This window comes from Marinobacter changyiensis (genome assembly GCF_009193265.1).
GTDB classification, from domain to species: Bacteria; Pseudomonadota; Gammaproteobacteria; order Pseudomonadales; family Oleiphilaceae; genus Marinobacter; species Marinobacter changyiensis.
This window is the reverse complement of the sequence record NZ_VZZZ01000002.1, coordinates 91,312-117,979: the sequence shown is the minus strand read 5'-3', so window position 1 is coordinate 117,979 and position 26,668 is coordinate 91,312. Positions and strand designations below refer to the sequence as shown.

The 26,668-nt window shown below is 58.8% G+C and carries 12 protein-coding genes; 2 read left to right on the top strand and 10 right to left on the bottom strand.

The window, feature by feature from the left end:
* Positions 1-10: 10 nt before the first annotated feature.
* The 5 genes from F6Y09_RS06335 to mpl form a co-directional block, all read right to left on the bottom strand.
* Complete coding sequence (locus F6Y09_RS06335; RefSeq protein ID WP_152206097.1) at positions 11-8,713, bottom strand: Tc toxin subunit A-related protein; 8,703 nt, start codon at positions 8,711-8,713, stop codon at positions 11-13.
* Between the two features lie 102 nt (positions 8,714-8,815).
* Positions 8,816-16,027, bottom strand: coding sequence for a SpvB/TcaC N-terminal domain-containing protein (locus tag F6Y09_RS06330; RefSeq protein ID WP_179959358.1), 7,212 nt, complete (start codon positions 16,025-16,027; stop codon positions 8,816-8,818).
* Between the two features lie 317 nt (positions 16,028-16,344).
* Entirely contained in the window at positions 16,345-17,484 is a 1,140-nt protein-coding gene (locus F6Y09_RS06325; protein WP_152206095.1) for an acyl-CoA dehydrogenase family protein, read from the bottom strand.
* Positions 17,485-17,601: 117 nt separating this feature from the next.
* Positions 17,602-18,276, bottom strand: coding sequence for a flavin prenyltransferase UbiX (locus F6Y09_RS06320; RefSeq protein ID WP_152206094.1), 675 nt, complete (start codon positions 18,274-18,276; stop codon positions 17,602-17,604).
* Complete coding sequence (gene mpl, locus F6Y09_RS06315) at positions 18,269-19,654, bottom strand: UDP-N-acetylmuramate:L-alanyl-gamma-D-glutamyl-meso-diaminopimelate ligase (RefSeq protein WP_152206093.1); 1,386 nt, start codon at positions 19,652-19,654, stop codon at positions 18,269-18,271. The genes F6Y09_RS06320 and mpl overlap by 8 nt, the downstream gene beginning before the upstream one ends.
* Positions 19,655-19,806: 152 nt before the next feature.
* Here mpl and F6Y09_RS06310 point away from each other — a divergent pair, with 152 nt between their 5' ends.
* A complete protein-coding gene (locus F6Y09_RS06310) occupies positions 19,807-21,069 on the top strand; it encodes a 6-phosphofructokinase (RefSeq protein ID WP_152206092.1) in 1,263 nt (420 codons plus the stop codon).
* 84 nt (positions 21,070-21,153) lie between these two features.
* Here the strand turns inward: F6Y09_RS06310 and F6Y09_RS06305 are convergent, their stop codons facing one another.
* Positions 21,154-21,408: a GrxA family glutaredoxin gene (locus F6Y09_RS06305; protein WP_152206091.1), complete on the bottom strand. Its 255-nt coding sequence runs from the start codon at positions 21,406-21,408 to the stop codon at positions 21,154-21,156.
* A gap of 173 nt (positions 21,409-21,581) precedes the next feature.
* A complete protein-coding gene (locus F6Y09_RS06300; RefSeq protein WP_152206090.1) occupies positions 21,582-23,708 on the bottom strand; it encodes a methyl-accepting chemotaxis protein in 2,127 nt (708 codons plus the stop codon).
* A gap of 51 nt (positions 23,709-23,759) precedes the next feature.
* Here F6Y09_RS06300 and F6Y09_RS06295 point away from each other — a divergent pair, with 51 nt between their 5' ends.
* Positions 23,760-24,194: a YqaA family protein gene (locus F6Y09_RS06295; RefSeq protein ID WP_152206089.1), complete on the top strand. Its 435-nt coding sequence runs from the start codon at positions 23,760-23,762 to the stop codon at positions 24,192-24,194.
* A gap of 19 nt (positions 24,195-24,213) precedes the next feature.
* Here the strand turns inward: F6Y09_RS06295 and F6Y09_RS06290 are convergent, their stop codons facing one another.
* From F6Y09_RS06290 to F6Y09_RS06280, 3 genes are all read right to left on the bottom strand, one after another.
* Positions 24,214-25,620, bottom strand: coding sequence for an ABC1 kinase family protein (locus tag F6Y09_RS06290; protein ID WP_152206088.1), 1,407 nt, complete (start codon positions 25,618-25,620; stop codon positions 24,214-24,216).
* A gap of 128 nt (positions 25,621-25,748) precedes the next feature.
* Complete coding sequence (gene lipB / locus F6Y09_RS06285) at positions 25,749-26,384, bottom strand: lipoyl(octanoyl) transferase LipB (RefSeq protein ID WP_152206087.1); 636 nt, start codon at positions 26,382-26,384, stop codon at positions 25,749-25,751.
* A gap of 5 nt (positions 26,385-26,389) precedes the next feature.
* Entirely contained in the window at positions 26,390-26,659 is a 270-nt protein-coding gene (locus F6Y09_RS06280) for an HP0495 family protein (RefSeq protein ID WP_152206086.1), read from the bottom strand.
* Between the last annotated feature and the right edge of the window lie 9 nt (positions 26,660-26,668).

Genomic DNA, 26,668 nt, shown 5'->3' with positions numbered 1-26,668 from the left:
AGACGGGACACTAGCTCGGCCATGGCGGAGTTTCACCCGTGTAGGTGACAACGAATAAAATGTCGTCGATCTCCTCATTTTTGAAGCGGCTTCTTACCTTCTCGGTGTTCGGCAGTGCCAGCTCCCATTCACCGAAAGGTGCCCTGCCGATGGTAGGTAACCAACTCGAACCGTTGCCCCGACGCGTACTGACGATACCGTCAATCGAAGCCGCAGCGCCACCCACGGTACCCGCGTTGCCTTGTTCGGTGAAATGGAGGTGGGCAACTTCTATTTCGTTGGACTCAGCATCCTTACGAACAAAGTAGAGCACCACATGCTGAATTTTCAGATGGTCGATGTTCGCTGAAAAATCCTGGCGCCGGGTTTCGAAGCGCACCGTCATCGGGGCAGCCGTCTGATCAGGATTGTGAAGGTCGTACCACTGGTCGGACAGTTCTTGGCGGAAACTGAAATGACGGTCGGCGCTGACTGCGGGATCGAGCTCCTGCAACACCTGCTGCCGATAATCAAAGCTATCCAGGGCGGTATACTCGATCGTAATCAGAACGTCGGCGAGTGTGCGGAAGTCGAAGGCATTGGCCGCTTTGGGCATTCGCAACTCCCACGTTGTATCAACCCCCATACCCTCGAACGGAAGCAACATTTCCGACTGGCTGTCCAGTTCAAATAGCTGACTCTCTTGTTGAGGTACGCTCAAGGCGATTGATTTCGGATCGTGATGCAGGATCATGGTTTGAAAGATGTCACCGCCGATCACAACCCGAGACGTGCCGGTGGTTGTCAATGTGGCGTTAACACCGTGGATCGGGGGAATAAGCGCGATGATTGCCGTACGGACGCGTTGGATCAGGCGCAGATAGTGGCCTGGAAAGTCGCGATCAAACAGTCCCATAGGTGTGGAGAACGTGAGTACGCCGCTTTGCCGGAACTGCTGGAATTCGATCGGAGCCAGCCGCGCCAGCGAGAAGGTCTTGCTTAGCTGAAGCTTTCGGCGATTCGTTTCGAAGGCGTACTGGTCCAGTTGATAGATATCCTTTTGCAGCCGCTCAGCGCCTGTCAGGCCCCGCCGGTCAGTGGTACTGCTGTCAGCGGAACCGAAACCTCCAGCCGTGTCCGGGACCTCCCAATAATCCGATTTGATGAATGCGGGAGGCGCCTGCTGACGCTCGAACGCCAGTTGATTCTCTGCAACCTTCGCCATGGATGTGGCTTCGTGCAGGAAGAAGCCGTAGACGTCCTCCAGCACGTCGCTCATCCAATCATACAGTTCAACATTGGTGAACTTGTTGACCAGAAAATCAACAACTTCCCGGGCGTGCTGCGAGTGAAGTTCCGCTATCTGGCGCTCCTGCTCGACCACGTCGACCTGGTGGTTGGCCATCGTAATCTGTTGCTGTCCGATCCGGACATCATGCGTCGCCAGGGTTTTCTGGAACTCCCACTCCTGTTCTCGGCGCTCGAAACTGGCCGCAGTCGACAGGATCGACGCGAGCGTGGAGAAACGGCCGGCAAGGTGGCTCAACCCACCGCTACTTGCCGAGATAGCGGAAGCGGTCGCAGAAAGACCTTGACCGACCTCTGCCTTACCGAAGTAGACGCCCGCCGCTACTACTTGTAACGCGGCCGCCGCAAAGTCGGTGATGGAGGCGGCAAGTTGAAGGTGCATGGACGTCTCCATGTGTTCCAACGCCTGTCTTTCCTTTTCGCTTACAGGCTCTGCGAGCAAGCCTTCATAATGGTCCACCTGAATCTCAGCGCGTTTTTTTTGCAACTCGGCAAGCGTGACACCGCCTTTGGCCTCGCGGACCCTGAGGTTCTGTAGCCGAATTCCAGCTCCCGCAAGCTTCAGATCCTGGCGGGCACGCAAAACTTCGTAGAGCTGGGCATCACGTTTCTCGATGGCCGACAGCATGGCCGCCTCGAGTTGTGCGGCCATCTGTGCAAAATCTCTGGCTCGTTCGACAAGCACCTTGTAGCGGTACGGGGTAGGCTTGAACGTGGCCATCCCTGGCAATACCAGTTGCCCCCCTTCGCCGATGACAGGCAAGCCTGTGCTGGTATCTGTGGCGGCCGCGTACGGATCGATTTCCCGTTCCAGGCCGGCGATATTGCGACAGTGGCGAATCTTGAAAAGGTTGGATTCGACCCGCAGCAGGAAGAACGTCAGAAGTGGATTCGGCGGGATGCAGAACTGGAAAGAAGGCGCCGAGACATAAGGTTGATCCACAAAGTCGGCCATCGCGACCGTCCGGGTAAGCGCTGCTGTCAGCTCGCCATCGACCGGCACCAACGGCGGTCCTTCAGCGACAAGGGCCGTGTTAAGTGGCTGTCTCAGCCACGAGAAATCGCCATCGTTCTGGCCATTATCGCCATCTGTCAGTACGGCCCGAAGCGCCGTTCCCGTATCCCGTGCAACGCGTCTGGCGGTGCGGGATACACGGTCATCGGTCAGGAGTGCCGTATAAGCGGTGGCGCGAAGCTCGGCCCGTTTGGCAAGTGTATTCCCGATCGTGTCTACAGATTGAGGAGTCTCGCGTTCTGATTGAATGACCGCTTCTATTTGCACGACTTTCTGTTCGTCATCCAACGCTTCGGATGCCCCGATCGCTGTGATTTGCGGGATCAACGACTCGAGTCGACGGAGACTGCGGATTTCGTTCAATTGGCCGAGCACCGCAAACAGTGCCGGCTGAACACCCGGGCCGACCTCGATGTCCAACTCGCCGATGATCTCCTTGCACCCGTTCCTGGCCTGCTTCAGCTCTTTCGAGTTCAGCAGCTCCTGCGCGGTTGTGTAAAGCATTCGCGCGCGTGGCACCGATTCGGCGGTGTCGCGGGTGAACTCCGCATCCGCGTATTCCAGCAGACACCGGATGACTGAAATCAATGTGAAGCGGACGTATGCGCCCGTTCGCGTCACGGCAGTGGCGTGGGGATTCAGCGGATCAAGCAGCCAGTTCTGGAGCCGTTCGAAATCATCATCCGCCTGCTTGGCATTGTTGGCCAACAGCGGCGACACTATAGGATTGTTTGGCGCGCTGTAGTCGTACACGGTCTGGAACCAGTCTAACGCCTCAAAATAGTGCCCGGCACGACACAACTGCAACGCCAGGTGAATCGGCACGAAATAGTACGCCTCATTCAAATAGGTGCGGACGGATTCCGGGACTTTGGAGTGCATGAAGTCGATCAGCCAAAGACTGAACACTCGCAGTTGGCGATCTGCCGTGGAAAGTTGATCCGGAATATCGTGGACTTCCGCGACTCGTGGGGCGACTTTGAATTGCCGCTCCTCGATTAGTGTGGTGTTACCGGATCCATCGCTGGCAATCTCCGCGATGGCAAGCACCAAGCCTTGAATTCCGCTCTGATAGGCCAGCGGCTTGATTGCTGCTGTTGTGACCTTTTCATCGTCACAGTGAATCGCAAACCGAAGACCATCCGCGAACGCGGGCGTACGATCTTGCTCAAGGTTGAAAAAGCTTTCAAAGGCGTGGCCATTCCAAGCCTCGTCTCGAGATACACGTAGGGCGTGCAACGTCGGATCGGCGAAATTCGGATCGGTATAGGCAAAGATGCGACGGGTGTCATCGCTGTCATCCCACAAAACGCATCCACGCCAGCCTTTACCTAATTCCAGATGGATCCGGTCTCTGCTCTGTGGATGTCTACGATCCTCCAGTTGGAAGTCCCAATTGTGGGCCAACACAAATCCAGAATAGGCGGCAAAGACACAATATCCCTGACTATGACGTATCGCCGCGACGATTTTCCCGCGGTGAAATTTGGAGCTTTCCACTTGCGGATTAGGAACGAATTGCCGAAAGCGCTCCCCCACATCCTCCCATGGATCGGAACCTTCGTCCTCGTCCTCTTCGTCATTCGTCTGACTCGAGCCCAGGTCTGCCAGGGTCACACGGCGACGATAAATCCGTTGGTCGGCTTGCAGTAACAGCTCCGGAGCTTCATCGCTGGCGTTGCGTTGGACCACCACCACGGCGCGAAAGCCCGTCAGGCCTCCCGGCAACTCCAGCTCTTGCGGGGAGTCGTCCCAGCGATTGGCCAGCAAGTCATAGCGCGTAAACACGATTTTCCGGGTACCCGCTTTCGGTCGTACAATCGCAAACAGGAAAATGAAATCTTCGAACGGAATCGCCCCCAGGAGTTTGGTGGCGCCCTCCAGCCCAGGCACCCGATCCCAGAAACTCTGGGCGTAGCCATTATGGATGCGGAAGTCGTATCGTGACCAATAGACTTTTTTTGAGCTCTTGCTGCGGGCAAACAGATAGAACAGGCGACGTTTTTCCGGTCTTGCCTTACCACATGCGCCGTCGCTGCGAAGTTGCGTCAGCGCCCGGCAAGAGGCTTCCAGCGATAACTTATTGACGTCACGGAAGTACTCGGCGTACTGACTTGCGGCCCGGCAGGCATCCTGGGGAGACAGCCGCCGAGTACGGGTAGCCTCCACGAGCTGCGTAAAGGCGGGGGTTTGCCAGCGTCGAAGGCTGGGAATGGCGATGTTTTCCGGATAGAGAAATACGAACATCGCCGAACGCCAGGCCGCATACGAACCAATCCAACCCCACTGCTCGTCGAAGTTCGTCAATTCCGGCAGGACCCATTCGGGGTGTGCATCCCGGACCTGCCCGGTGCGTACCCCCCAGATGAGATTCTGGAGCGTCTCAATCGCCTGGCTGACGCGCGTCGTAATCTGGCACCCGTCCGCTTCGGCATCGATCAGCAACTGCCCGGTGATCCATTTCGCCTTTTCCTGGGGCGTGCTCCCTTCCGCGTCAGTCGCGTCGATGAGCGCGCTGCGCAACATCGGCAGCGTTTCTTCTTCAACCGAGCCAACCGATTCCCGCAACGAGGCGACCACCGTCTCGACCTGCGTGATGCGCGCTTCCAGCCGATCGTTCCAGTCGCGACGCTGTTGCGGCGTTGTTCTCCAGCGCCGCAGATTGGGGCCCTCGCTCCGAGCGAAATGGCTCGGCCCCAGATGCAGTCCAGGCACCGCCTGCTCGCCGCCTCTCCAGGCAGCCGCCAGCCGGCTTTTGCCCACGCGAATCAGGACGGAGAAAACGGCTTCCCATTCTGCATCGTCAAGCTCTGCTCCAGCCTGAATCCGCTCGACTACTTGCAGCAAGTAGTCGAAAGCAGATTGCGATAAATTCATCTGGTTCAGCCGCGGCGAGATGCTAGTACCTGCCTCCTTCGAATCCCCAAGGGACTGAAGATCGTCCACGCCGGTGCCCAACGACGGGGCATCCGAGGTATCGGTGAGGAACATGAGATCCAGACCGCTCAAGGCATCCGGTGCGCTATCCAGCAGCATTTGCAGCGCAGACCGTCGGTCCTGGACCCACGTCCTTCGCTCCTTGAAGAGTGAAAAGGGGGCGGACTCGTCAGAGCGGTCCACGAAGTCCAGGAAACCAAGTCGATCCGGGTCAATTTGCCCATCGCGACTGCGCAGGTCCAGCGCAGACTGCCACGCCTGCCGCTGCTCGGGGGCCGACCTCCACTTCGGCAATCGGGCTTTCAGGATCCTCCAGTAGCGATCGAATTCCGGTTCGTCTTCGTCGTCGATCCACTCCGGATAACGCCGCTTTGCTTTGTGGGCCCGTGTCAATAGTGCGTAAGTCTTCTCCCATTCACTGGCGCCCGGCTGGCCTTCGGGATCGGCATCTTGATTCTTGGCTCGAGTTGCCATGAGGAACTGGAAATCCTCAATGGACAGGTGTAAATCCTGGGTAACAGCCGTTTCGGTCTGCAGGCGAATCGTTTCGTCGTTGCTCGACAGGTCCGCCAAGAGCTGTTCAGGGTTATGCGGCAGCGGATCCCCCGGGTCGGGGTCTCCGAGGGCAAGCCCCATCATGCTATCAAAGCCGTTCGTCTCACGTTCCTGCTGGATCGCTGCGAGATCCTCCTGCAACTGCTGAAGCCGCGTATGCCATGCAGCGTGCGCGGCCGCCCCGGCAGCAGGCTCGACCAGTTCGTCAAGATCGATGCTCTGGGGATCAATCAGCGGACGATCTTCCGGCAGTTGCGGCGGCCACAGCCCTTCTGCCGGTTCGCGTTGCGATTGCCAGAAAATCCTTGGATCAAGCCGCAACGCAGCCTCCTGCTCCTGCTCGACCCATGCTTCAAACAGATCCTCTTTCTCTGTCTGAATCAGGATGTTCACCACATCGCCTGTATCGTCCTCGCTCAACTGCTGCCCTGAGTTCAGCTTGGCAGTGATCTCGGCAAAGCGTGTCAGTCGATCGGACGTCAGCCGCAACGCGGCCAATGTGGTTTGAAAGGTCTCGTCCTCGAAAGCATGCTGCAACTCGTCCGCCAGGGCCAGAAGATCGGGAACGGGTTCGCCATAAACTTCTACCAGCGCTGCATTCAGCCCTTGCGTTTCGACGATGTCGGTTAAGGCGGCTATCCTTCCATCCACGTGTGCGCGGCGGTCTTGCCACAAGTTGAATGCTTCATCAACCACGCCGGGGAAGCGAAAATCGTCCGGCCCGACGACATCTGGATCAATGATAGGAAGGGTGCCGTCGGTGTACTCATCGGACGGGTAATCCAGTGCGCGCCAAATTGTTTCCAGCCGCTCCTGACGCCAGATTGCCAGCAAGGGCGTTGATGCTTCGGCAAGAGGATCCCGGGACGTGCTTTGCAGCCCGAAGTGCATTTCCAGCCACGTTTCACTGGGAGGCGTTGCGCCGTCGTCGACCGCGATGAACAGAGTCTCGAGATGCTGCACCAAAATACCGATTCGTTCAGCAACCTTTTCCTGCTGGTCTGCCGTGCCAAAGGCGATGACATCACGCAGTTCGGCATAGGATGCGCCGACTTCCTCCAGTAATTGCTTGTAGGCGGCGCGACGATAATCACCGGTTGATGGACCCGTGGGCGCAGCGCCTTCGATTGGGTCGGAAGCGTCTTCCGGAGCAAGCAGATGGCGGAGAACCTCACAGCAAATGCGCACTTGCCGCACCCGTTGGTCGACGGCTTCACAGGTTGCCGGAAGGTCACGCAAGCGCTGGTGCAGTTGTTCCTCCAGCCATTGCAAATCGATCGTTTCGTAACTCGCGCCAGGCGGCGGGGTCACTTCGACTTTGACGTTCGTCGTAGCGAAGTCGAGTAAGTCGGCCAGGTAAGCCAGGGGACTGACTGCGGCTTCGCAGTCTCGACACTGGCAGGTATCTTCCTCGATGATCCCTTCGGCGAGTTCGCCGAATTGTCCCGGGAAACCCACTCCCGAGTTAGCAACAGCGACACGGTACGCGGTAAGGGCGTGGTCCAGATACCGTTTTTGCGCCACCGCGGCTGCATGTAACTGAGCCGCCCGTAGATCACCGATGTGCTCGCCAGTCGCCCGCACGAACGCGAATCTAGACGTTGAGGCAATTGTCAGCGGACGATCGAAGCCTCTCTCGAGGAGTTCACGGTTCACATCCATATCTGGTGAGATGGCGCTGAGCCGCGCGTAAGCATCCAGCAGCTGCAGGGATTCCCGACTGACCGTTTCTGGCATGTCTTCCAGCCGGGTCACGCCGCCCCTTCGCCGCACATCGTCCAGCGTGTGTATGCCCCGTACAGCCAGTGTTTCGATTATCTCGACTGGCACATCGTCTCCTATCGCGACTCGCAGCTCATCGAGCGTCGACGATTCATCGACGGGGACGGGGGCCGGCACTTGAATCCGATGCGCAACGGTCTGGTCTCCAGGTGCTTTAACACGCTCTTGATGAATTTCCCGCCCGTCTGAATCGAGCACCCGCAGCAGGATTGTCGGGTCTCTTTCCCCGTCTTCATTTGCGGTGGATATCCGGTAGCTCATGGTGAACAAGCCGCCGCCGTCCGTCAGCCGGTGACCGAGATGGGTAATATCTCCGTCAGCAGTCACCAAAGAGGCGGTAACCTTGAACCCGGCGAGCGGACCACCCGAGTTGCTGTCAATCAGTTGTCCAACGAACCTCCGCACAGTGATACGGCCTTGAGCAACCTGCAGGTCGCGGATCTGCTCAAGAATATTGTCAATGTCAGCGGTGATATCCGGGATGATGTGCTCGGCAACAGCCGCTTCCAGCGCTGCGCGCTGCCGGGCGACAGGCAGCTCGAGGAGTTCGTCCAATTCGAGCAGGCGGTTATCAAATACGCGAAACCAGCCGTAAAAGGCCGCCACGGGGATGCCGGTCTGATTGGCAAACTGGTCGGCCAGGCGCAGTAATTGAAGCCGCTGGTGCACCGTGCGCCGCTCCAGCCGCTCAAGAATTGGAAGTAGCCGCTGTCGTGTGGCTTCGTGGGACAGGAATTCCAGATCCCTGTCTGTGAAATCCCGGTATTCGACTTCCTCGAGTACCGGCTCGATGGCTTCCTGCAGTGCTTCGAGTTCGGAGAGATCGCGGCGAGGCTGCTCAGGCAGTGGGCCAAGCGTGAGATCGACCCGCTCCTCATCCCCCGCGTTGAAGATAATCCCGGACTCAGCCCTCAGGGTGCCGTCGACAAAGGCCCGCACAAGGAGGTCGGCGCTCTGCTTCTCTGCCCGGAGAAACTGCTCCGCCGTGTAGGAGATCTCATAGCGTCCGCTGGTTTCCTCGATAATGGCCTCGCCGAGCAGTTGCTCGCTGCGCAGGTCGATGTCATAGGCGCGGACGGTAGTGCCCAGCGCCGGGGTGCCGTCTTCGGTCCTCATGATCCCAAATATTTTTGCCATGATTCCCACCTTTGTTTAATTCAGCCAGATTTTCACCTGTCCCAACTTGTTCCAGCCGAAAGACGTGTCGTCGCTCTACCTCCCGTCTACCCCCACCCGGCCTCAAAGTGTTGGTCTTCGGTACACCAGTGGAATCACATCCTGAATCACAGTGCCGTCGGCGAGTGGCCTTCCTCGGTACCCAGCGCCCCCAAGAATTTGAGGAATGTAACGCAGGTCATGCCCTGCGACTTGCTCTACTGTGGCGGTCGTCAGATCAAACCCCGTGCCCGTAGCCGTGTCGTATACGTCTACTCCGTACCTGCCTCGAGGAGTGGTTCTGAAGGTATTCGGCAGCTGTCCGCTCTCGATAGCGTCATCGACCAAACCCTTAAAATGGTCGTCGGCAGCGTTACCAAATCTGAAATGGTAAGCCTGTCGAACGCCCGGAGGAGGGTTCACGGGAATCGTGCGTTCGGCATGGGCCACTGCCTCATTCCGGAAGCGTAATAGCAACTGCGTCGGAGACAGCGCATTTTGCGTAGTGCTAACACCGACTTGTCGAGCGGTTGCCGTGGCAAGCGCGGCGCCCACATGAACAGTCGGTCTGCTGGGTGCTGGCTTTACGCGTCCGAAGAACCTGGCCAGGAATCCGACAACGCCTCGCCCGGCATTGTAAACGCCTCGCCCCGCCACACTCACTGTTCCTGGTCCAATGAAGTCCAGCGGCGAGATGGAATCCTCGAGTCCTTGAGCCACCTGTGCCACCAGGACCCCTCTGTTCGTATATATGTTGACCAGGTCTCCGCCAGTCTCGGGGTCGGGTTCTTTGTATCCTACGAGGCTTCCTGCTTCGATAATCCCGATGGCCTTAGGATGCTTGCGCTCCCAAATCTCGGTATTGGTTGTCGGGATTTGCTCCCCCTGTTCCTGGTCGAGTTCTTCCTGCTCCTCGTCGGAAAAACCTTCGTTGCTGTATGCGTCTTCGGTTGGATCACGAATATTTTCAGAGCTCAGATCATCCGGATCGCCGGGGGCATGGCCATTGGCATCAATAAAACGGGTCGGTCGATTCGCAGCGTATCGGTAGAGGTTGAACCCTCCGGCAGCACCCACAGGATCCGCAGAAAACCAAATAACTATCCACGGCGCGTAGTATCTCGCCCCGTGATAACTCAACCCACTTTCCTCATCCCGCTCCTTGCCGGTAATTCGATACCGCTTCCTCGCGAAGCTGCCGAAGCTGGTCTCACCGTAGGGCGTGTACTCCTCGCGATTGACGAAGATGCCGGCTCCATCCACCACCACGTTGCTGCTGCCGAGATGATCGCCGAGGTGGAATGTGACAGCAGGCGTGGCATCGTCGGGGAAAGCCGGGCCGACCCGCACCAGGGCGATGCGCTGCTGGTCGTCCATGACGTGCAAGCTGTTGTTCTCGGTGCCGCCTTCGGCGTGGTGTTCAAGTATCCCATCGATATAAACGGTCGTATTCACCGCACCACCTTGCCGACGCACCAGCTTCTTGACCCGTATCCCGGCCGAATCGTAAAGGTAGTGAGCGTAAATCGACGGCTCTGCGCCCGCGGTCTGGGTGCGGTAGACCCGCATCTGATTGCTGTGATTCCACTCGAAGTGGCGCGAGGTGGTTTCGCCGGTCATATTGCCGCTGGGGTCGAAAGTGTAGGCGAAGTCCACCTGACCGAGGGTCATCTGTACCAGCCGGTTGCTCCCTGCGTCCTGGATAAAATCCCGTGTAAAACCGCCGCTGTCGGTGATGTGCCGCAACTCTTCCATACTGCCCATCGCATCGTAGCGATAGCGCTCGGTGTAGGCGCGGGCCAGGGTCATGTCCTGGCTCTTGGGAAAGTCACCCCATGGCGCCACAGGCGGCGGTAGGGCTTGTTCCCGCCCCGTGGCCGACCGCAGTTGGTAGATGGCGTCATAGGTAAAGGCCCGATCCAGCGCGTTCGTGCCCACCAGGGTGTCGGGGATACCGCTCGCCGGCGTGCGGTCATGAATATCGGTGATGTTACCCACCAGATCGTGCTCGTATCCGAAATCCTGCAGCGGAGCGCCGGCAGGCAGGTACGTGTGGTCTGCAGGTTGCGTATAGTGCTCGCTGCGCAGGCGGCCCAGGTGGAAGGTCAGCGGGTCGTAGGCGTAGCGGGTCATCACACCGTTACCGTAGGCGATCAAAGTACGCTGGCCTCTGGCGTTGTAGGCAATCTGCTCGACAAAGGTCTCGCTGTTCAGCGTCACTTGCTCCAGCCCCCCGGACCGGTTATAGCCGGGCACCAACACTGACCGCTGGCCGATCACATCCTCCGGGTAAATGACCTCGGTCGCCCGGTTGAGGGCGTCGTAACGCATGGTCGTGGTATAAGGGCGGGGATCGAGCACTGTTGCCGCGTGGACCTTGAGGCTGAGACCTTCGGGCGGCTGCCAGTCCATTCGAAAAGCCGGCACCTGCCACTGGTTGGCAGCGGCGCCGTCGAACACCGCGATAATAACGGCGTCGCTGACGACCCGGCGCGTCCTTTCCAATAGATTACCTTTGAAATCGTATCTGGCCACCTGTATTTGCCCGGCTTCGTCGTAATGCTCAACGAGTTGGCCCAGCAAGTTGCGCGCCCGGGCTTCAGCCTCGGTCAGCCCGGAGCTGGCGCTGTCGCCGTAGACCAGACGTTGGCGCAACGTGACGGCCTGGGACGGGCCGTCACGCACCCACATGCGGTTGGGCCGGTTGAATTCATCAGAGCCGTTCAATGCCAGCGTCCCTTTGCTGTCGCGCTGCTCGAGCGGGCGACCCGCCGCATCCAGCACAGTGCGGGTCAGCCCGGCGTCGATGCTGTTTACCCGCAGCGCGTTATTGGCCAGATCGTAGGCGTAAACAAAGGCTTCTCGATCCAGGGCATCGGTCACCACCAGCAGGTTGCCACGAATGTCGTAGCGGAACTGGGTGCGAATCGCTTCGATTGGCGGCAGCGGGTCGCCCGGGTTGGCCGGCTCGCTTCGGTTGCGCTGGATGCTTTCCACCGTCCGCCCCAGGGCATCAATGCGGATGCTGCCGGGGGTAAAATGGTGGCTAACCGGGGCGCGGTCGGTGAGCGGGCCGAGGGCGCCGTCCGGACCCGGCCCCTCGCTCAGCGGAGCCAGATCGTTGGCGTCGTAGGTGTAGGCTTCCCACGGCGTTGGCGCGAACCGGTCGGGATCAGTCAGCTCCGGTGGCGCCCCGTAGATGACCCGATGCTCCGAGCCGCCCGGGTTGAGGGTGCGAATAACCTGGCCCCGTGGATCGTAGAACATGCGAACGGATTGCCCCAACCTGGCGTCCTGCGGCGGTTCGAACGCCCAGCCCTGGTCGAAGAACGGCTCGTACTTCTCCACCACCTGCCCTTTGTTATTGTAAATCTGCCAGCCACTGACCACCACCCGAGGGTTGACGGGATCGGCCGGCTGGCCCATGACCGGGCCACCTGACGCGGTCTGATCGAGCGGCAGGTTGGTGTTGGCAAAGGGAACGTCGCCGAAGAGAACCTCCTCAGCCTGGGTGCGGCTTTGCAGCAGGCGGCCAAAGCCGTCGGAATATTCAACCGTCTCAATGGTGGCATCCCGTTCGGGCAGGGGCACATTGGTTTCGGTGGCGTGGTGTTCGCGGGCAATCGTGCGCACCGCGACGGGTTGGCCGCGCGCCTCGAAGGCGAGGAAGTCGTATTCGAGTCGCTTGCCCGGCGCCGCCGGCGTATCGCCCACGGTCTCGCCCTCTTTCCCCATAACGGCCGTGCTGGCCAATAGACCTAGCGGAGTATAGGCGAAGGCGATGCGGTTGCCGTTGGCATCGGTCACCCGTTCCGGCTGTATCGCCCGGTAATCGTACCCGGCGCTGGTAGTCAGCCCGACCGGGTCGGTCACCGCTACTGGCAGCAGGTCGAAAGGATCATAGCTAATGACTGTCTCTCGCCCCAGCGGGTCACGATCGGCGACCAGCAACCCGCGAGCGGTGGCCGGGTTCAGCTGGAAATCATACTGTTGCCCAGCGCCCGCGTAGAAACCGCGCGGGTGCAGGCCGTCACTCCCATCATGGAAGACGTAGCCCGCCAGGGTGGGGTTGCCGGCCCGAAAAGGCGGGGGATACTCGGCTGTCCAGAGCGGTGGCCCGTTCGGGTCGAGATAGGGCGGGATGGCCAGTACACCATGATCATCCCGGTAAACATCCTCTAAAATGGCCTCGGTCAGCACCAGGCTTTCGCTGCGGCTCAAGGCGCCAAAATCGCCCAGTTGACCCAAGGGCAGCCCTTCAAAGGCCGCACCATCATAGAAGCTGAAGCTTTGTGCGATCAGGCTCAGGTCGGCCGTTCCCGCCCTCACAGCATCCCATAGCGCAAAGGCGCTCGGGCTGCCATCGTTACGCAGCTCGAAGGCCGTGGTGCGGGCCACGCGGTTGACCATATAGTGGGCATTGTCATCGCGCTGGGCATAGTTGGTGTTGGTCACGACGCCCAGATAGGGCTCGCCGGCCGGGGCCGCCATGCGATAATCTCGCCCTCGCGGGACGGCCAGGGCGACCTGGCGGCGCGGCTGGCCGTAGCCATCGTACTGGTCGGTAAAGCTGAGTTGCGTCATGGGATCAGCGCCTCGCTCCCATTGGGTGGTGCGCTGGGCCGCCGGATGGGAAAAGAAGATGTGCTTGCGGTCCAGCTGGTCGTCCCCGGGCGGGGATTCTTCCCGCACGCTGTACTGCGCCTCAGTCACCGTGTAGGGGCGGTTTTCGCGATCCTCACTGCCGTCCAGGGCGTACAGCTCGGTACGCAACACCGATCCGCGCAGCGTACGCAGGGCATCGCGCCGGTCACGTCGTTGCTCCAGGCCGCTGAGGAGGTCGGTCAGCGATTGCGGGCGCTGCAGAACGGGCGGGTCTTCGGCCCAGTACTCGTGGTGGTAATCCGCCTCGTTCCATTCTCCGAACTCCTCACCGATGGGCCCCTGATGAAACCAGGTCTTCGTAAGCATGGGCGGGGCGTAATGGACTTCATCGACGCCGAAGAAATCAAAGGCCTCACCGTGGAGGCCCGGCGCGTTATAGTGCTCGAAAGTTTCCGTGTCGAACTGCTCCACCATGCCGAAGCCGCGGAACTCGCGCTCGGCTCCGTCCCAATAGCCGTGGTGATAGAGGTATTCTGTGGTCAGCTTGCCCCTCGAAATCTGATCGATGATTTCCACGCAGGCGACGACCTGTACCGGAAACGGCAGCGGCGTCTGCCAGCGCGTGTCGGGATTCTGCTGATCGGCCAGGTAGAAACGGGTAGACGGCGCATATTCGACGCGGGTCACGGCGCCCATGTGGTTGTCCATATCCGCCAGCAGGTAAGGCTTGAGGCCGCCCGTAAAGTCAAGGAAGTGCAGGTGGTCTCGGCCCGGAGCCCGCGCGTCCGCGCTCCACAACACCCCGCTGATGCCCGCGCCCAGCAGGTCCACCAGACGCACGGCATCCATATCCGTAACGGCTGGCGTACCGTCGATCTCGATGGGATCGCTCCAGCCGTTGCCGCTCTGGTTGATCCAGAGCAGAATCTTGCCGTGGTCGACGTAAACCAGATCCGCCAGGCCGTCGCCGTCCACATCACCGATCAGGATGCGCCTCGGGTCATAGCCATAGGGCAAGCGGGGGCTGTTGTGCATGTGGACACGCCGGCCCCAATCACCGTAGCCCAGGTTCGGCCAATACTCGACGTTGCCGTCGTGGACGAGGAGCAGGTCTTGCAGGCCGTCACCCGTCATGTCTGCCCACTTTACGCGGGGGTCGGCGAAGTGGACGTCGGGGAACGCCTCCAGGGACCTGCGGGCGACGCGGCGGGTGTCGTTCCAGCCTTCCTGGGGGTCGTTGAAATAATACTCCAGGCGGCTGCCGGACCGGACGGCGTCGGTAACCCCATCGCCGTCAAGGTCGACGAGCGCGACCTCCGGATCTTGCAGATTGAAGCTGGGAGCGAGATCGTAACGCCGGAAGGAGCGTCGGTTCCAGGTGCCGTCGAAGTTCAGCGGAAAGTATCCGGCCAGCCCGTTGTCGGTAGCGAGCAGGTCGATCCGGCCGTCTCCGTCGGCGTCGATGAGTTGCACGCCGGGATCGGCCAGCGAGAGACCCGCCGGAGCGTCGCGCATCTGGCGAGGGAGGTCGAAACGGCCGTCGCCCAGGTTGCGCCAGTAGCGGACCGTGCCGTTCATCTGCAAGACATCGGGCAGGCCGTTGCCGAAGAGGTCGGCGGTTTCCAGGTCGGGGCTGGCGAGAGAGCGAGCCGGCAAATCAGGCCCCTGAATCGGGAAGAAATTGCGATTCTCCGGCTCAAAACGGGTGTAGCCGAACTCAAGTGATGGTAGTTGCTCGGCGGCGTCCCCCGTGTGGCCGGTCACCACCACCTGGCTAAGCAAAGAGCCACGGTTCAACGGCAGGAGATGAGCCAATTCCGGCCGTTGATCCAGGTAGACCAGGTCATAGGTGCGCGCCAACAAATCCTCATGGGCGTGAGTCCGGACTTCGATTCTGGTGCAGCGGCGGCGGGTGCGTATCTCGAATCCGGCTCGGTAAGCAGAAAAAGGATCGGGCCGCTCTTCATGGATAAAGGTAACGGAGACAAGGAACTGTTGCGCATCATTCGGGCCAAAATCGGCATAGCGCAGGGTATGCAGATACAGCTGATCCCAATGGTGGGGGCCGGCGGTATCCCGATCGCGCTCGTAGTCGTAGACGATACGATTGCCAAAGGCGTCTTCTGTACGGGTCAAACGCCAGTTAAAGACATGGCGTGGAGTGTCGGGATCGGCCACGGTTGCCGGATCGTGCTCCCGGGCCGCTTCGGTCCCATACCACGAGATCAAGCCATCCTTGCTCCGCACGCGCCAGTAGTCGTTGTTCACATCCTGATGGTGTTCGATGCGGGCAAACAGGCCCTCGGTACGGGGTTGGTAGCGAGTCGTCCCTGGTGCCGGCTCTGAAACACGCACCAGGCCTTCGGCACCGGACAGGATAAAGACATCCCGGTCCATCAGCTCCGGAGCTCCATCCTGGTATCGGGGAATTCCTTTGGAGGTCTCCCGGCTCACTCCGGGAATGCTCAAACTCCAGCCCAGCCCGAAGGGCCCGTTGCCATTGCCGGTGCTGTAGACCAGTTTTAGCTCCGGTTGAAAACCATTACGTCCGGGTGGGAGAGCGATGGGCACGGTAAAGTTGCCGGTGCCGGTGTGCAGGTCGGGCGAGAAGGTTTCGCCAATGCCACTTTGAGCGCCACCCCCGTTGGGTAGAGAAATGACCTGTTCTGAGGTGCCTGATTTATTGCTCATGGGCATCACCTCCGCCGTTTATGTACTGACAGCAAAACGGTGATATCTATGACTAGGTGCAGGGAAAACGCATGAAAGCGCTCAGATCGCAATACCGCCTCTGAAACGCGTCCCCCTTTCAAGTAATTTAGCCCAAAATGACGGACCATGGCGAAATATTCCGCCACCTGCCACGATGAATTGTGGAGGCATCCCGAAGTGCTACACCCAAAGAGATGTAGCCGGCAGGAACCTTGACAGGCCTGGCAGTTTGTATACTTGAGTAATAGGCCATCACCCCTGAGCAGCGGGGCAATGGCCGCAAGTGCCGCTACTCGTTAAAACGAGCGCGCCACAATCTCCTTCATGATTTCATTGGTACCGGCATAGATGCGCTGCACCCGTGAATCAGCCCACGCCCGGGCGATGGGATACTCCCACATATAGCCGTAACCACCGTGTAACTGGACACATTCGTCCATCACCTTGCACTGCAGGTCGGTCGTCAGCTGCTTCAGCATGGCCGCGGTGGGGATGTCCAGTTTGCGCTCCAGGTGCAACTCCAGACAGCGGTCGGTGAACACCCGCGCAGCGGTTATCTCCGCTTTCATTTCTGCCATCTTGAACCGGGTATTCTGAAAGGCAATGACCGGCTTGCCGAAGGCCTTGCGGTCTTTGACGTAATCCAGGGTCCAGCCCCAGGCAGCTTCCGCCGCGGCAACCGCGGTCAAGGCAACCTGCAAACGCTCGGCAGGCAATTCCTGCATAAGCTGGAAAAAACCCTGGCCTTCGCGGCCGCCAAGCAAATGGGTTACAGGAATTCTTACATCCTGAAAGAAAAGCTCGGAGGTATCCTGGGCTTTCATGCCCACCTTGTTCAGGTTCTGGCCCTTTTCGAAGCCCTCCCAGGCGGCTTCAACCAGAAACAGACTGGTGCCCTTGGCGCCTTCCTTGGGATCGGTCTTCGCCACCACAATCACCAGATCAGCCATCTGGCCATTGGTAATAAACGTTTTGGAGCCGTTCAGAACGTAGTGGTCACCCTGCTTGATGGCGTTGCTTTTAACGCCCTGCAGGTCTGACCCGGCACCGGGTTCGGTCATGGCAATGGCGCCGATCATTTCGCCGGTCGCGAGCCTCGGCAGATAGTGCTTTTTCTGCGCTTCCGAGCCGTAATTGAGAATATAGGGCGCCACAATATCGGAGTGCAGGGTCCAGCCAATACCAGACAGGCCCGCTCGGGAGACTTCTTCCATGATCACGGCGCTGTAACGAAAATCCGCGCCGACGCCACCATACTCTTCCGGCAACATGGGACAGAGGAACCCCAACGCGCCTGCCTTTTCCCAGAGTTCGCGGCTGACCTGACCGTCTTTTTCCCATTGGGCGTGGTGAGGAGTCGCTTCCTGTTCGAGGAAACGGCGAACAGAATCCCGGAAACCATCCAGGTCGGCGTCAAAGAGTGTGCGTGGAATCATGATATACCTCTGCGGGTGACTGTTTTTTCGTTGTCGTCCCCAGAGTCTCGGCGGGTAGCCGGGTTTGCTCAATGGTGAAAAGCATCATCTGCAGTGACCAAAACCAACCCACCCTGGTCAGTCTGGTGCGTGAGGCTGGTCGTCAGCGATTTTCCGGGCCACTCGGTCCTCCCCCCAGCGTGGAATGAGGTCCTGGGAGAAGCCCAGATGATCCAGCAGGCGGGCCACAATAAAGTCCACCAGGTCTTCGATACTCTCCGGTTTATGATAAAACCCGGGACTGGCCGGAAGGATCGTGGCGCCCATACGGGTCAGGCGCAGCATGTTATCGAGATGTACCTCGGAGTATGGGGCTTCCCGGGGTACCAGGATCAGCGGGCGCCGCTCCTTCAAGGCTACATCTCCAGCCCGTTCGATCAGGTTATTACTGGCACCGGTAGCCAAGGCTGACAGTGTGCCTGTGCTGCAGGGGCACACCACCATCGGCGCCTTGATCCCGGAGCCAGAGGCCGGGGGAGCGAACCAGTCTTCCCGCCCGAAAACCAGCACCTGGCCCGGGCGGGCACCATACAGCTCGGTGAAAGCAGCCTGCATCGCCTTCGCTGAGCCGGGCAGCTTCAGATCGGTTTCTGTTGCAATGACCACCTGGGCCGCACGACTGATCATCACATGCACGCGGCAGTCAGCCGCCACCAGACACTCAAGCAGGCGAAGGCCGTATTGCGCACCGGAGGCACCGGTGATGGCAAGGTTCACGGTCTGCTTGAAATCGTCCGCGTTATGCTCAGCCAAGGGTGCGCTCCAGTTCTGAAATCAGTTTTTGGTGAATACCGCCGAACCCGCCGTTGCTCATGATGACCACATGGCACGGCTGTGTCAGCTCGTCGACCACTCTGGCCACCAGACGTTCTACGCTGGATTCAAGAATATGGCGCTCTTTATCCAGTCCGGTCTGGCGGCCGATCAGGGCGGGTAGCCACGGCATCCTGTTCAGGTTAGCCCAGATCACGCGATCTGCCTGATCGGTACTGGGCAGCAACGTGTCCTGGTGCACCCCTTGCTGCATGGTGTTGGACCGGGGCTCGATCAACGCAATGATGGTTTCACCGCCGACCTTGTTCCGCAAGCCGTCGAGTGTGGTTGCGATCGCGGTGGGATGGTGGGCGAAATCGTCGTATACCTTCACGCCACCAATATCCGCCACCAGCTCCATGCGGCGCTTGACCCCGGAAAAATGACACAGCGCCGCCACCGCGTGGTCAGGCGTCACGCCCACGTGACGTGCCGCCGCAATCGCCGCGAGTGCATTGCGCACATTATGAAGCCCGGTTTGCGTCCATTTCAGGGTCGCCACCGGTTGCTCATGATGAACAACCACAAACTGGCTGCCATCATCTGCGAGCAGCTCGGCGCGCCAATCGGCGGCCTCTACCTCACCGCCAATCGATGTGGATTGCACCTGGCTCCAGCAACCGAGCTCAAGGGCCCGGTCCAGATGCACATCCCGCGCCGGACGCACAATCAGACCATTGGACGGAACGGTTCTGACGAGATGGTGAAACTGGCGCTCGATGGCCTCGACGTTGTCGAAGATGTCGGCATGATCGAATTCGAGGTTGTTGAGAATGACCGTGTGGGGGCGGTAATGCACAAACTTTGACCGTTTGTCGAAAAAAGCACTGTCGTATTCGTCCGCCTCGATAACAAAAAAATCACTGGATCCCAACCGGGCGGAGACCGGGAAGTCACAAGGCACCCCACCCACCAGGTAACCGGGGTCGAACCCGGCCTGATCCAGAATCCAGAGCAGCATGGACGTGGTGGTCGTTTTACCGTGGGTACCCGCAACCGCCAGCACCCACCGTTTGCGCAGGACTTCCCGGGCGAGCCATTCCGGGCCGGACATGTAATCGATATTCCGGTTGAGCACCGCCTCGACTTCGGGATTGCCCCGGGACATGGCGTTGCCGATCAACACCAGATCGGGAACCGGTTCGAGATGGGCCGGATCATACCCCTGCATCAGCTCGATACCCTGAGATTCCAGCTGGGTGCTCATGGGTGGATAGACGCCCTGGTCTGAGCCGGTCACTTCATGGCCGAGCTGGCGCGCAAGGACAGCCAGACTGCCCATGAAGGTGCCACAGATTCCCAGTATGTGAATGCGCATTCTTGCTCTGTCCCCTGTTAATTGGTGCCAAGCGTCGGCTATACAGACCATGGCGTCAAGGGTATTTTGGTTGCCCGGAGGCCATGAAAAACGCCGGGAATTGGCGTATTATGCCCAGCACCAGTTCAACCAGCAGGAGGCACCATCCCAAGATGGCCATCAAGAACGCGTTTTATGCCCAATCCGGTGGCGTAACCGCCGTCATTAACGCAAGCGCCGCAGGCGTTATCCAGACTGCACGCAAGCATCCGGATAAAATTGGCACTGTGTACGCGGGTCGCAACGGCATTATTGGCGCGCTCCGGGAAGAACTGATCGACACCAGTGAAGAAACCAACGAGACCATCGACGCGTTGATTCACACGCCCGGTGGCGCGTTCGGCTCCTGCCGTTACAAACTCAAGAACTTCACTGAGAACCGCCGCGAATACGAGCGCCTTATTGAAGTGTTCCAGGCCCACAATATCGGCTATTTCTTTTACAACGGCGGCGGCGACTCCCAGGATACCGCCTACAAGGTATCCCAACTCGCTGATCGTATGGGCTACCCGATTACCTGTATCGGGGTGCCGAAAACCGTCGATAACGACCTGCCCTTCACTGACTGCTGCCCCGGATTCGGCTCGGTCGCCAAATACGTGGCCACGTCTATTCTCGAAGCCAGCCTGGACATCCGCTCGATGTGCGAGTCATCCACCAAGGTTTTCATAATGGAGGTCATGGGTCGTCATGCTGGCTGGATTGCGGCATCTGGCGGCCTGGCCGGACAGGGCGAAGGTGAGCCTCCGCATATCATCCTGTTCCCGGAAGTTCCGTTTGACCGGGATGCATTCCTCAAGCGCGTTGAACACTGCGTCACAGAGTATGGCTATTGCGTGGTCGTGGCCTCGGAAGGCGCCCAGTACGAAGATGGCCGGTTCCTGGCCGATGCCGGCAACAAGGATGCCTTCGGCCATACCCAACTTGGCGGTGTTGCACCGGCGCTGGCGAACATGGTCAAGCAGGCCCTGGGTTACAAGTACCATTGGGCGGTTGCAGACTACCTGCAGCGTTCCGCACGGCACATTGCCTCTGCGACGGATGTCGAGCAGGCCTATGCTGTAGGCAAAGCTGCGGTCGAAATGGCCCTGGCCGGCAAGCAGGCGGTCATGCCCATCATCGTGCGTGAACAGGCCCGGCCCTACCGCTGGCGAATTGGTGAAGCTCCCCTGAGTGAGGTGGCGAACCAGGAGAAGAAGATGCCTATCCACTTCATCAGCGATGACGGTTTTGCCATCACCCAGGACTGCCGGGATTATCTCGAGCCACTGATTGCCGGCGAGAGTTTTCCGCCATTTGACAACGGTCTGCCCCGGGTAGCACACATAAAAGGCATCCTGGCGGAGAAAAAACTGAAAACAGACTTTGAAGTCTGAGACCGGCTGAACAAAGCACTAACCGGTCCACAAACAAGGCGCCATTCCAGAGAATAGGCGCCTTTTTTGATCCTTCAACAACGGTTACTGCACCGTAGTGGCGTCACGCTGCTCGACGTATCTCGAGAACTGATCGAACCCGCCAATGTGTTCCTTTCCTACGAAGATCTGGGGAACGGTTTCCACCGGCTTGCCAATGGTTTTTTCCAGATCCGCTTTACTGATGTTCTCTGCGATAATATCGACATAACGGAAAGAAATGCCTTTGATCTCACACAGCTCCTTGGCACGGACGCAGAAGCCACAGCTTGAGCGACCGAAAATCGTTACATTATCCATACTAAAACTCCTCGGGATTCAATCGATGTGAGCAACGGCGATCCGATATTCTCGTCATTACTACCAAAAGCGCAATAATGGTGACAGAGCTGCTACAGAAATCAAACACCACTGTGCAAATGATTCCTATAGGCAAAAGTGATCAGAACTGCTGGCAATTTACATGGGCCTGTTCAGGTTTTCAGGCGGCCGAGTTCGCCATCCAGCGCTTCAACCTGCCCGTCCAGGGCCTGACCGCTATCACGGACACGTTCCGCCAATGCTCGAAGATCGCTGGCGGCATCCCCGATACGGGTCAGGTTTCGATTGATTTCTTCGCTGACGGAGCTTTGTTCTTCGGCAGCCGTTGCTACCTGCGTTACATGCTCAACAATAGTGGCAATACGCTCAACTACCGCCGCCAATGAGTCGTCCGCCTCCTTCGTGCCCTCTACGGCCCGGGACGCACGGTCTACGCCGGTGTTGATCACCCCCACGGTTTGACCAACCTCCTGCTGCAGGCCGCTAATCATCTGACTGATCTCATCGGTCGATTCCCGTGTTTTCGACGCCAGTGATCGGACCTCATCAGCTACCACCGCAAAACCACGGCCCTGCTCACCCGCTCTTGCCGCCTCAATGGCAGCGTTCAACGCCAACAGATTGGTCTGTTCGGCGATGCCGCGGATAACCTCCAGAATCCGACTGATGTCTTCACTGCGGGTCGCCACCTGGCCAATCGCTTTGCTGGCCTGTTCCATATCGTTGGCCAATGCACTCACACCCTCAACGGCCGTCGCCAGCATCGCCTGGGTAGACTGAACACCACCACTGGCTTCCCGGGCGTTACCCGCCGCATCGCCGGCAAATGTCGCCACTTCACTGGCCGCCGCGGACATCTCGTTCATGGCGGTCGCTACGCTGTCAATTTCCTGTCTCTGACGTTCGGTATTCTGCTCGGTTTCTTCGGCAATGGCGCGAACGCCCCTGGCCTGCCCCCTGACCTTTCCGTTGACGGCCTTAAGGTCGTTGACCATAGCCCGCAGGCGGGCCAGAAATTGATTGAAACCACCGGCCAGCGCGATCAGCTCGGCATGGGTATCGATATTGAGCTCGTTGGTAAGGTCGCCCTCGGCACTGGCAAGATTCTGCATCCGGTCACGTATCTCATCCAGCGGGCGGGTTACGGAACGTACGAGCACCACCAACCCGAGCAATGCAATGACCAGCACTGCAATGCCGACCACCAACTGCCGTGCCGCTGTTGCCGACACCTGATCAGACAGCAGTTGGGTAAGGTCGATCAGCTCGGCCAGTGCTGCCGACCTCGGCAGCTCAATCAGCAGTGACCATTGGGCGCCTGGCTGATTGATGTCGATCGGGAAGGAAACCGCCAGGGTTTCACCTGTGTCATAGGTTCCCTGCTCGCGATGAAGCTTGGTAAATACCCCGGCGTTGTCAGGAATGGCTTCTGCCAGAGGTCGCCCCAGATAGTCCTGATAGTGACTGGCGCCGGCGATCAAACCTTTTTCACTGAGAAGCGTAATGCGCGACTGGCCATTGAAAAGCGCGCCACTGACGTCCGACAGGATGGACTGGAATGTCGACAGGTTGATGTCGACCCCCACAACGCCGGCGAAGTTCTGTTCAGCCAGAATCGGCATCACCAGGCTGGTCATCAATTCACTGTAGCCTTCTTCAATCTCGTACTCGTAAGGTTCCATAATACAGGGCAACCGGGTATCCATTGAGCACAGATACCACTCTGCCTCGCGGATGCCGAACTCATTCCGGTTATCGAGGTACTTGACCGCCGGGTCTGCCGTGCGATTGAACAACGCCTCGCCTTCAGGGGAGCGGTAGTAATAGATTTCCAGCGTACCCTGATCGCTGCTGTGGTCTTCCACACCGCCAGTAAAATAGCGATCCTGGCCATCATAGGCGTCAGCCTCAAACTGGGCATAGATTGAACTCAGCTCCCCCTGCTCTTCCAGCACAGCGCCGATGGTTTGCTGCAAGTCCCGGCGACTGATACGCCCGGAGCTGCCCGACTCAATGTTCCTGAGAATGACGCCACGCACAATTTCCGGCACCTTGTAGGCTGCATTAAAAACACCGCTCACCAGCTCACCGTACTGTCCCGCCGTTGCTTTCAGGCGCTCAAGCACAATAGTCTGTACCATTTCCCGGGTATCCGTTGTCATTCGATTTTCCAGATCTGCGAGCGACAACTGGGCAGTGATGATCATGCTGAGCCCCATCAGCAGCAGTAAGGAAATGACCAAGGCGTACAGTTTTATTTTCAGAGACAATGTTTTCATCAGCGGGGCGACCTGTTGATTTGAAAAGAATACAACCTTCCGGAGCTGCATTTGGAGTATTTGAGCCTTTTCCTGACAGCCTTTGCGGCGGCGACGATATTACCGGCGTACTCGGAAGTACTACTCGGAGGGCTGGCTGCCCAGGGCTATACCATCGCATGGCTCTGGTTCTGGGCGACCCTGGGCAATACGCTCGGCTCGGTTATTAATGGGGTTATCGGCAGGCAGGTGGAGCGCTTTAAGGAAAAGCGCTGGTTTCCGATCACAGACAAGCAACTGGAGAGCGCTCAGGCTCGTTTCAATCGCTATGGGCAGTGGTCTCTGCTGATGGGCTGGTTGCCGATCGGCGGCGATGCGTTAACGCTGATCGGCGGGATCATGAAGGTGCCCTGGCTCAACTTTGTGGTGTTGGTGGCCATCGGCAAAGGCGCCCGTTACGCCGTGGTACTCTGGCTGGTACTCGAGGCATCAGCCTCAATGAACTGACGCCTTGACCTCTGGCGGTTCAGGCGTCAGGTTCACCGTACAGGTAGCGCCGAAGCAGGTCCTCACCATTAAACTCGGCATTCAACACCGCAATAAATGTGTAAACCCCGATCAGTTTGCGATTCAGGAACACAAATTCCTTGGGCGGCACCCGGAAGTAGCGGCTGATTGCGGAGCGTGCGGCCTGCCGGGCAACCCGGGATGGCAAGTCACTCTGCTTCCAGCGATACTGGCCGTGTTCATTGACAGCGTTCGGAGGCCAATGATCGACGTCTTCTGCAAGCGGTTCAAGCACGGACATACAGACCTCGCCAAACCTTTTGAGTACATCCTCCGGCCATTCAGCGCTCATGAAACGCAGCTCTACTCCGCCTGCTATGACGGCGTCCAGATCACCTTCATAGGAGGCCTGGATCATCCGGATCACCGGCTCAAGAAAGCTCTCGGGGTAGCTCTGTACCGCGCCGAAATCGAGCAGAACGATCTGATCGCTTGCATTCGTATTGCCGGGCTCACCGGCAATACGAATGCGATAATTACCAAAGTTGGGGTCAGTCTGCATCTCTCCCCACTGGAACAACTCCTTGAAGAACAGCTCCAGCGCTGCCCGCCCCAGTTCGCTGCGACGATCGAGTGACAGCTCCTTTACCGCCACCGAACTCACGGAATGACCGGGTTCATAGGTGGAGGCGATGATATGGTCCGTCGAGTATTCTGGCAGCACCCTTGGCACCACAAAACGGGTATCCCCATCCAGCATCTGGCGGAATTTTTCAGTGGTTTTGGCCTCGAGATGATAATCCACCTCCCGGTGCATCATCTGCCTCACCTCTTCAAGCCAGTCGTTGAATTCCGGACCAAAGGACACCAGCCTGGCGATTCGCAACAGTTGAGTGACTGAGTCCAGGTCGCTGTCCACCGCATCGGCGACGCCCGGGTACTGCACTTTGAGCACCAACTCGAGATCATCACTGCGTCGCCGGGCGCGGTGGACCTGACCCAGAGATGCAGCGCCGATGGGTTCGGGATCAACCTCCAGCTCACCGAAGCGCTGCTCTCCCAGCTCCTCTTTCAGCACTCGTTCAATGGCAGACCATTCCAGTGACGTGGTCTGATCTTCCAGGGTATGCAGCGCCTCGGTCACTTCTTCCGGTAGAAAATGTTCGCCATAGAGCGCCATGACCTGACCGATCTTGACCACACTGCCTTTGAGTTTACCCAACTCGTCTACCAGGAATTCGGCCTGGCTCGATAGCATCTTCCGGTGACGCTTGTCGCGGTGGTCCTTGCTGCCAAACCAGTTGGTCGCCATATGGGATGCCATACGGGTGCCGGCAAACAGCCCTGCGCGGGTCAGGGTCAGTCTGCGCTCGAAGCTGCCGGTCTTAATACGGGCTACGGAATTTCCTGGACGTTTGGAAGCCATCAATACCTTTCCGGTTCGGGAATTTCGTCTCTTTCGTTATTATACGAAGCCACAGCGTTGCATGTGTCACTGTTGCACCGCAACCACGCAAGGTGTACTGCAACCACATAAGGTGAACCGCAACTACCTCAGGACGCAATGCGGTCGGTGGCAGCGTAGCCGAGGCGTGATGCCAGCTCATCGGTCAGCACGGTTGCCAAATCGGCCACCGTTGCACCAGGGGCGTAATCCTGAACCTGGCTCATGACCATACCGGCATAGCCGCAAGGGTTGATGCGGGCAAAGGGCTCCATATCCATGGCGACATTCAAGGCCAGCCCGTGAAAGGAACAGCCCCGGCGAACTCGCAACCCGAGCGAGGCTATTTTTGAGTCACCGACGTAAACGCCAGGGGCCTCCAGACGCGGGGCGGCTTCAATACCCCGGCTAGCCAGAACGCTCACCAGTGATTGCTCGATCAGATCCACCAGCGCCCTGATGCCGATTTTCGAGCGGCTGAGGTCGATCATCAGGTAAACCACCAGTTGGCCCGGGCCGTGATAGGTTACCTGCCCACCGCGATCTACCTGCACAACTGGAATGTCGTCCGGGGCAAGAATATGTTCGGGTTTGCCAGCCTGGCCCTGGGTGTAAACCGGCGGGTGCTCCAGGCACCAGATTTCGTCTGGCGTTTCCGGGCCCCGGGTTGCAGTCAGGTCTTTCATGGCCTGCCAGGTTTCGAGGTAAGGCTGAATACCCAGCGATCGGATAACCAGCTTGGGCATCGTGGTCACAGCACCATATGAACACGCCCACTGGCTTTGAGCTCTTCAAACAGAGCTTTAAGCTGGGGTTCGCCAGTGGCGACAATTTTCAGACTTACGGAGCAAAAACGACCCTTGCTACTGTCATTGACCGTGATGTCCCCATCTGCGACACCCGGAGCATGGCACTCCACCACAGCCACGACAAACTCCGTAAAGTCCGGTGCAGCGTCCCCGATTACCTTGATCACGTAATCACAGGGAAACTCGATTTTTGGTGGTGTTGGTTCACTCACAACCGCTGA

Excerpts from the sequence above, each read along its gene's own strand:
- F6Y09_RS06300 (WP_152206090.1), bottom strand. The coding sequence starts at position 23,708 with ATGAAAACATTGTCTCTGAAAATAAAACTGTACGCCTTGGTCATTTCC.
- lipB (WP_152206087.1), bottom strand. The coding sequence starts at position 26,384 with ATGCCCAAGCTGGTTATCCGATCGCTGGGTATTCAGCCTTACCTCGAA.
- F6Y09_RS06305 (WP_152206091.1), bottom strand. The coding sequence starts at position 21,408 with ATGGATAATGTAACGATTTTCGGTCGCTCAAGCTGTGGCTTCTGCGTC.
- F6Y09_RS06330 (WP_179959358.1), bottom strand. The coding sequence starts at position 16,027 with ATGAGCAATAAATCAGGCACCTCAGAACAGGTCATTTCTCTACCCAAC.
- F6Y09_RS06325 (WP_152206095.1), bottom strand. The coding sequence starts at position 17,484 with ATGATTCCACGCACACTCTTTGACGCCGACCTGGATGGTTTCCGGGAT.
- F6Y09_RS06290 (WP_152206088.1), bottom strand. The coding sequence starts at position 25,620 with ATGGCTTCCAAACGTCCAGGAAATTCCGTAGCCCGTATTAAGACCGGC.
- F6Y09_RS06335 (WP_152206097.1), bottom strand. The coding sequence starts at position 8,713 with ATGGCAAAAATATTTGGGATCATGAGGACCGAAGACGGCACCCCGGCG.
- mpl (WP_152206093.1), bottom strand. The coding sequence starts at position 19,654 with ATGCGCATTCACATACTGGGAATCTGTGGCACCTTCATGGGCAGTCTG.
- F6Y09_RS06310 (WP_152206092.1), top strand. The coding sequence starts at position 19,807 with ATGGCCATCAAGAACGCGTTTTATGCCCAATCCGGTGGCGTAACCGCC.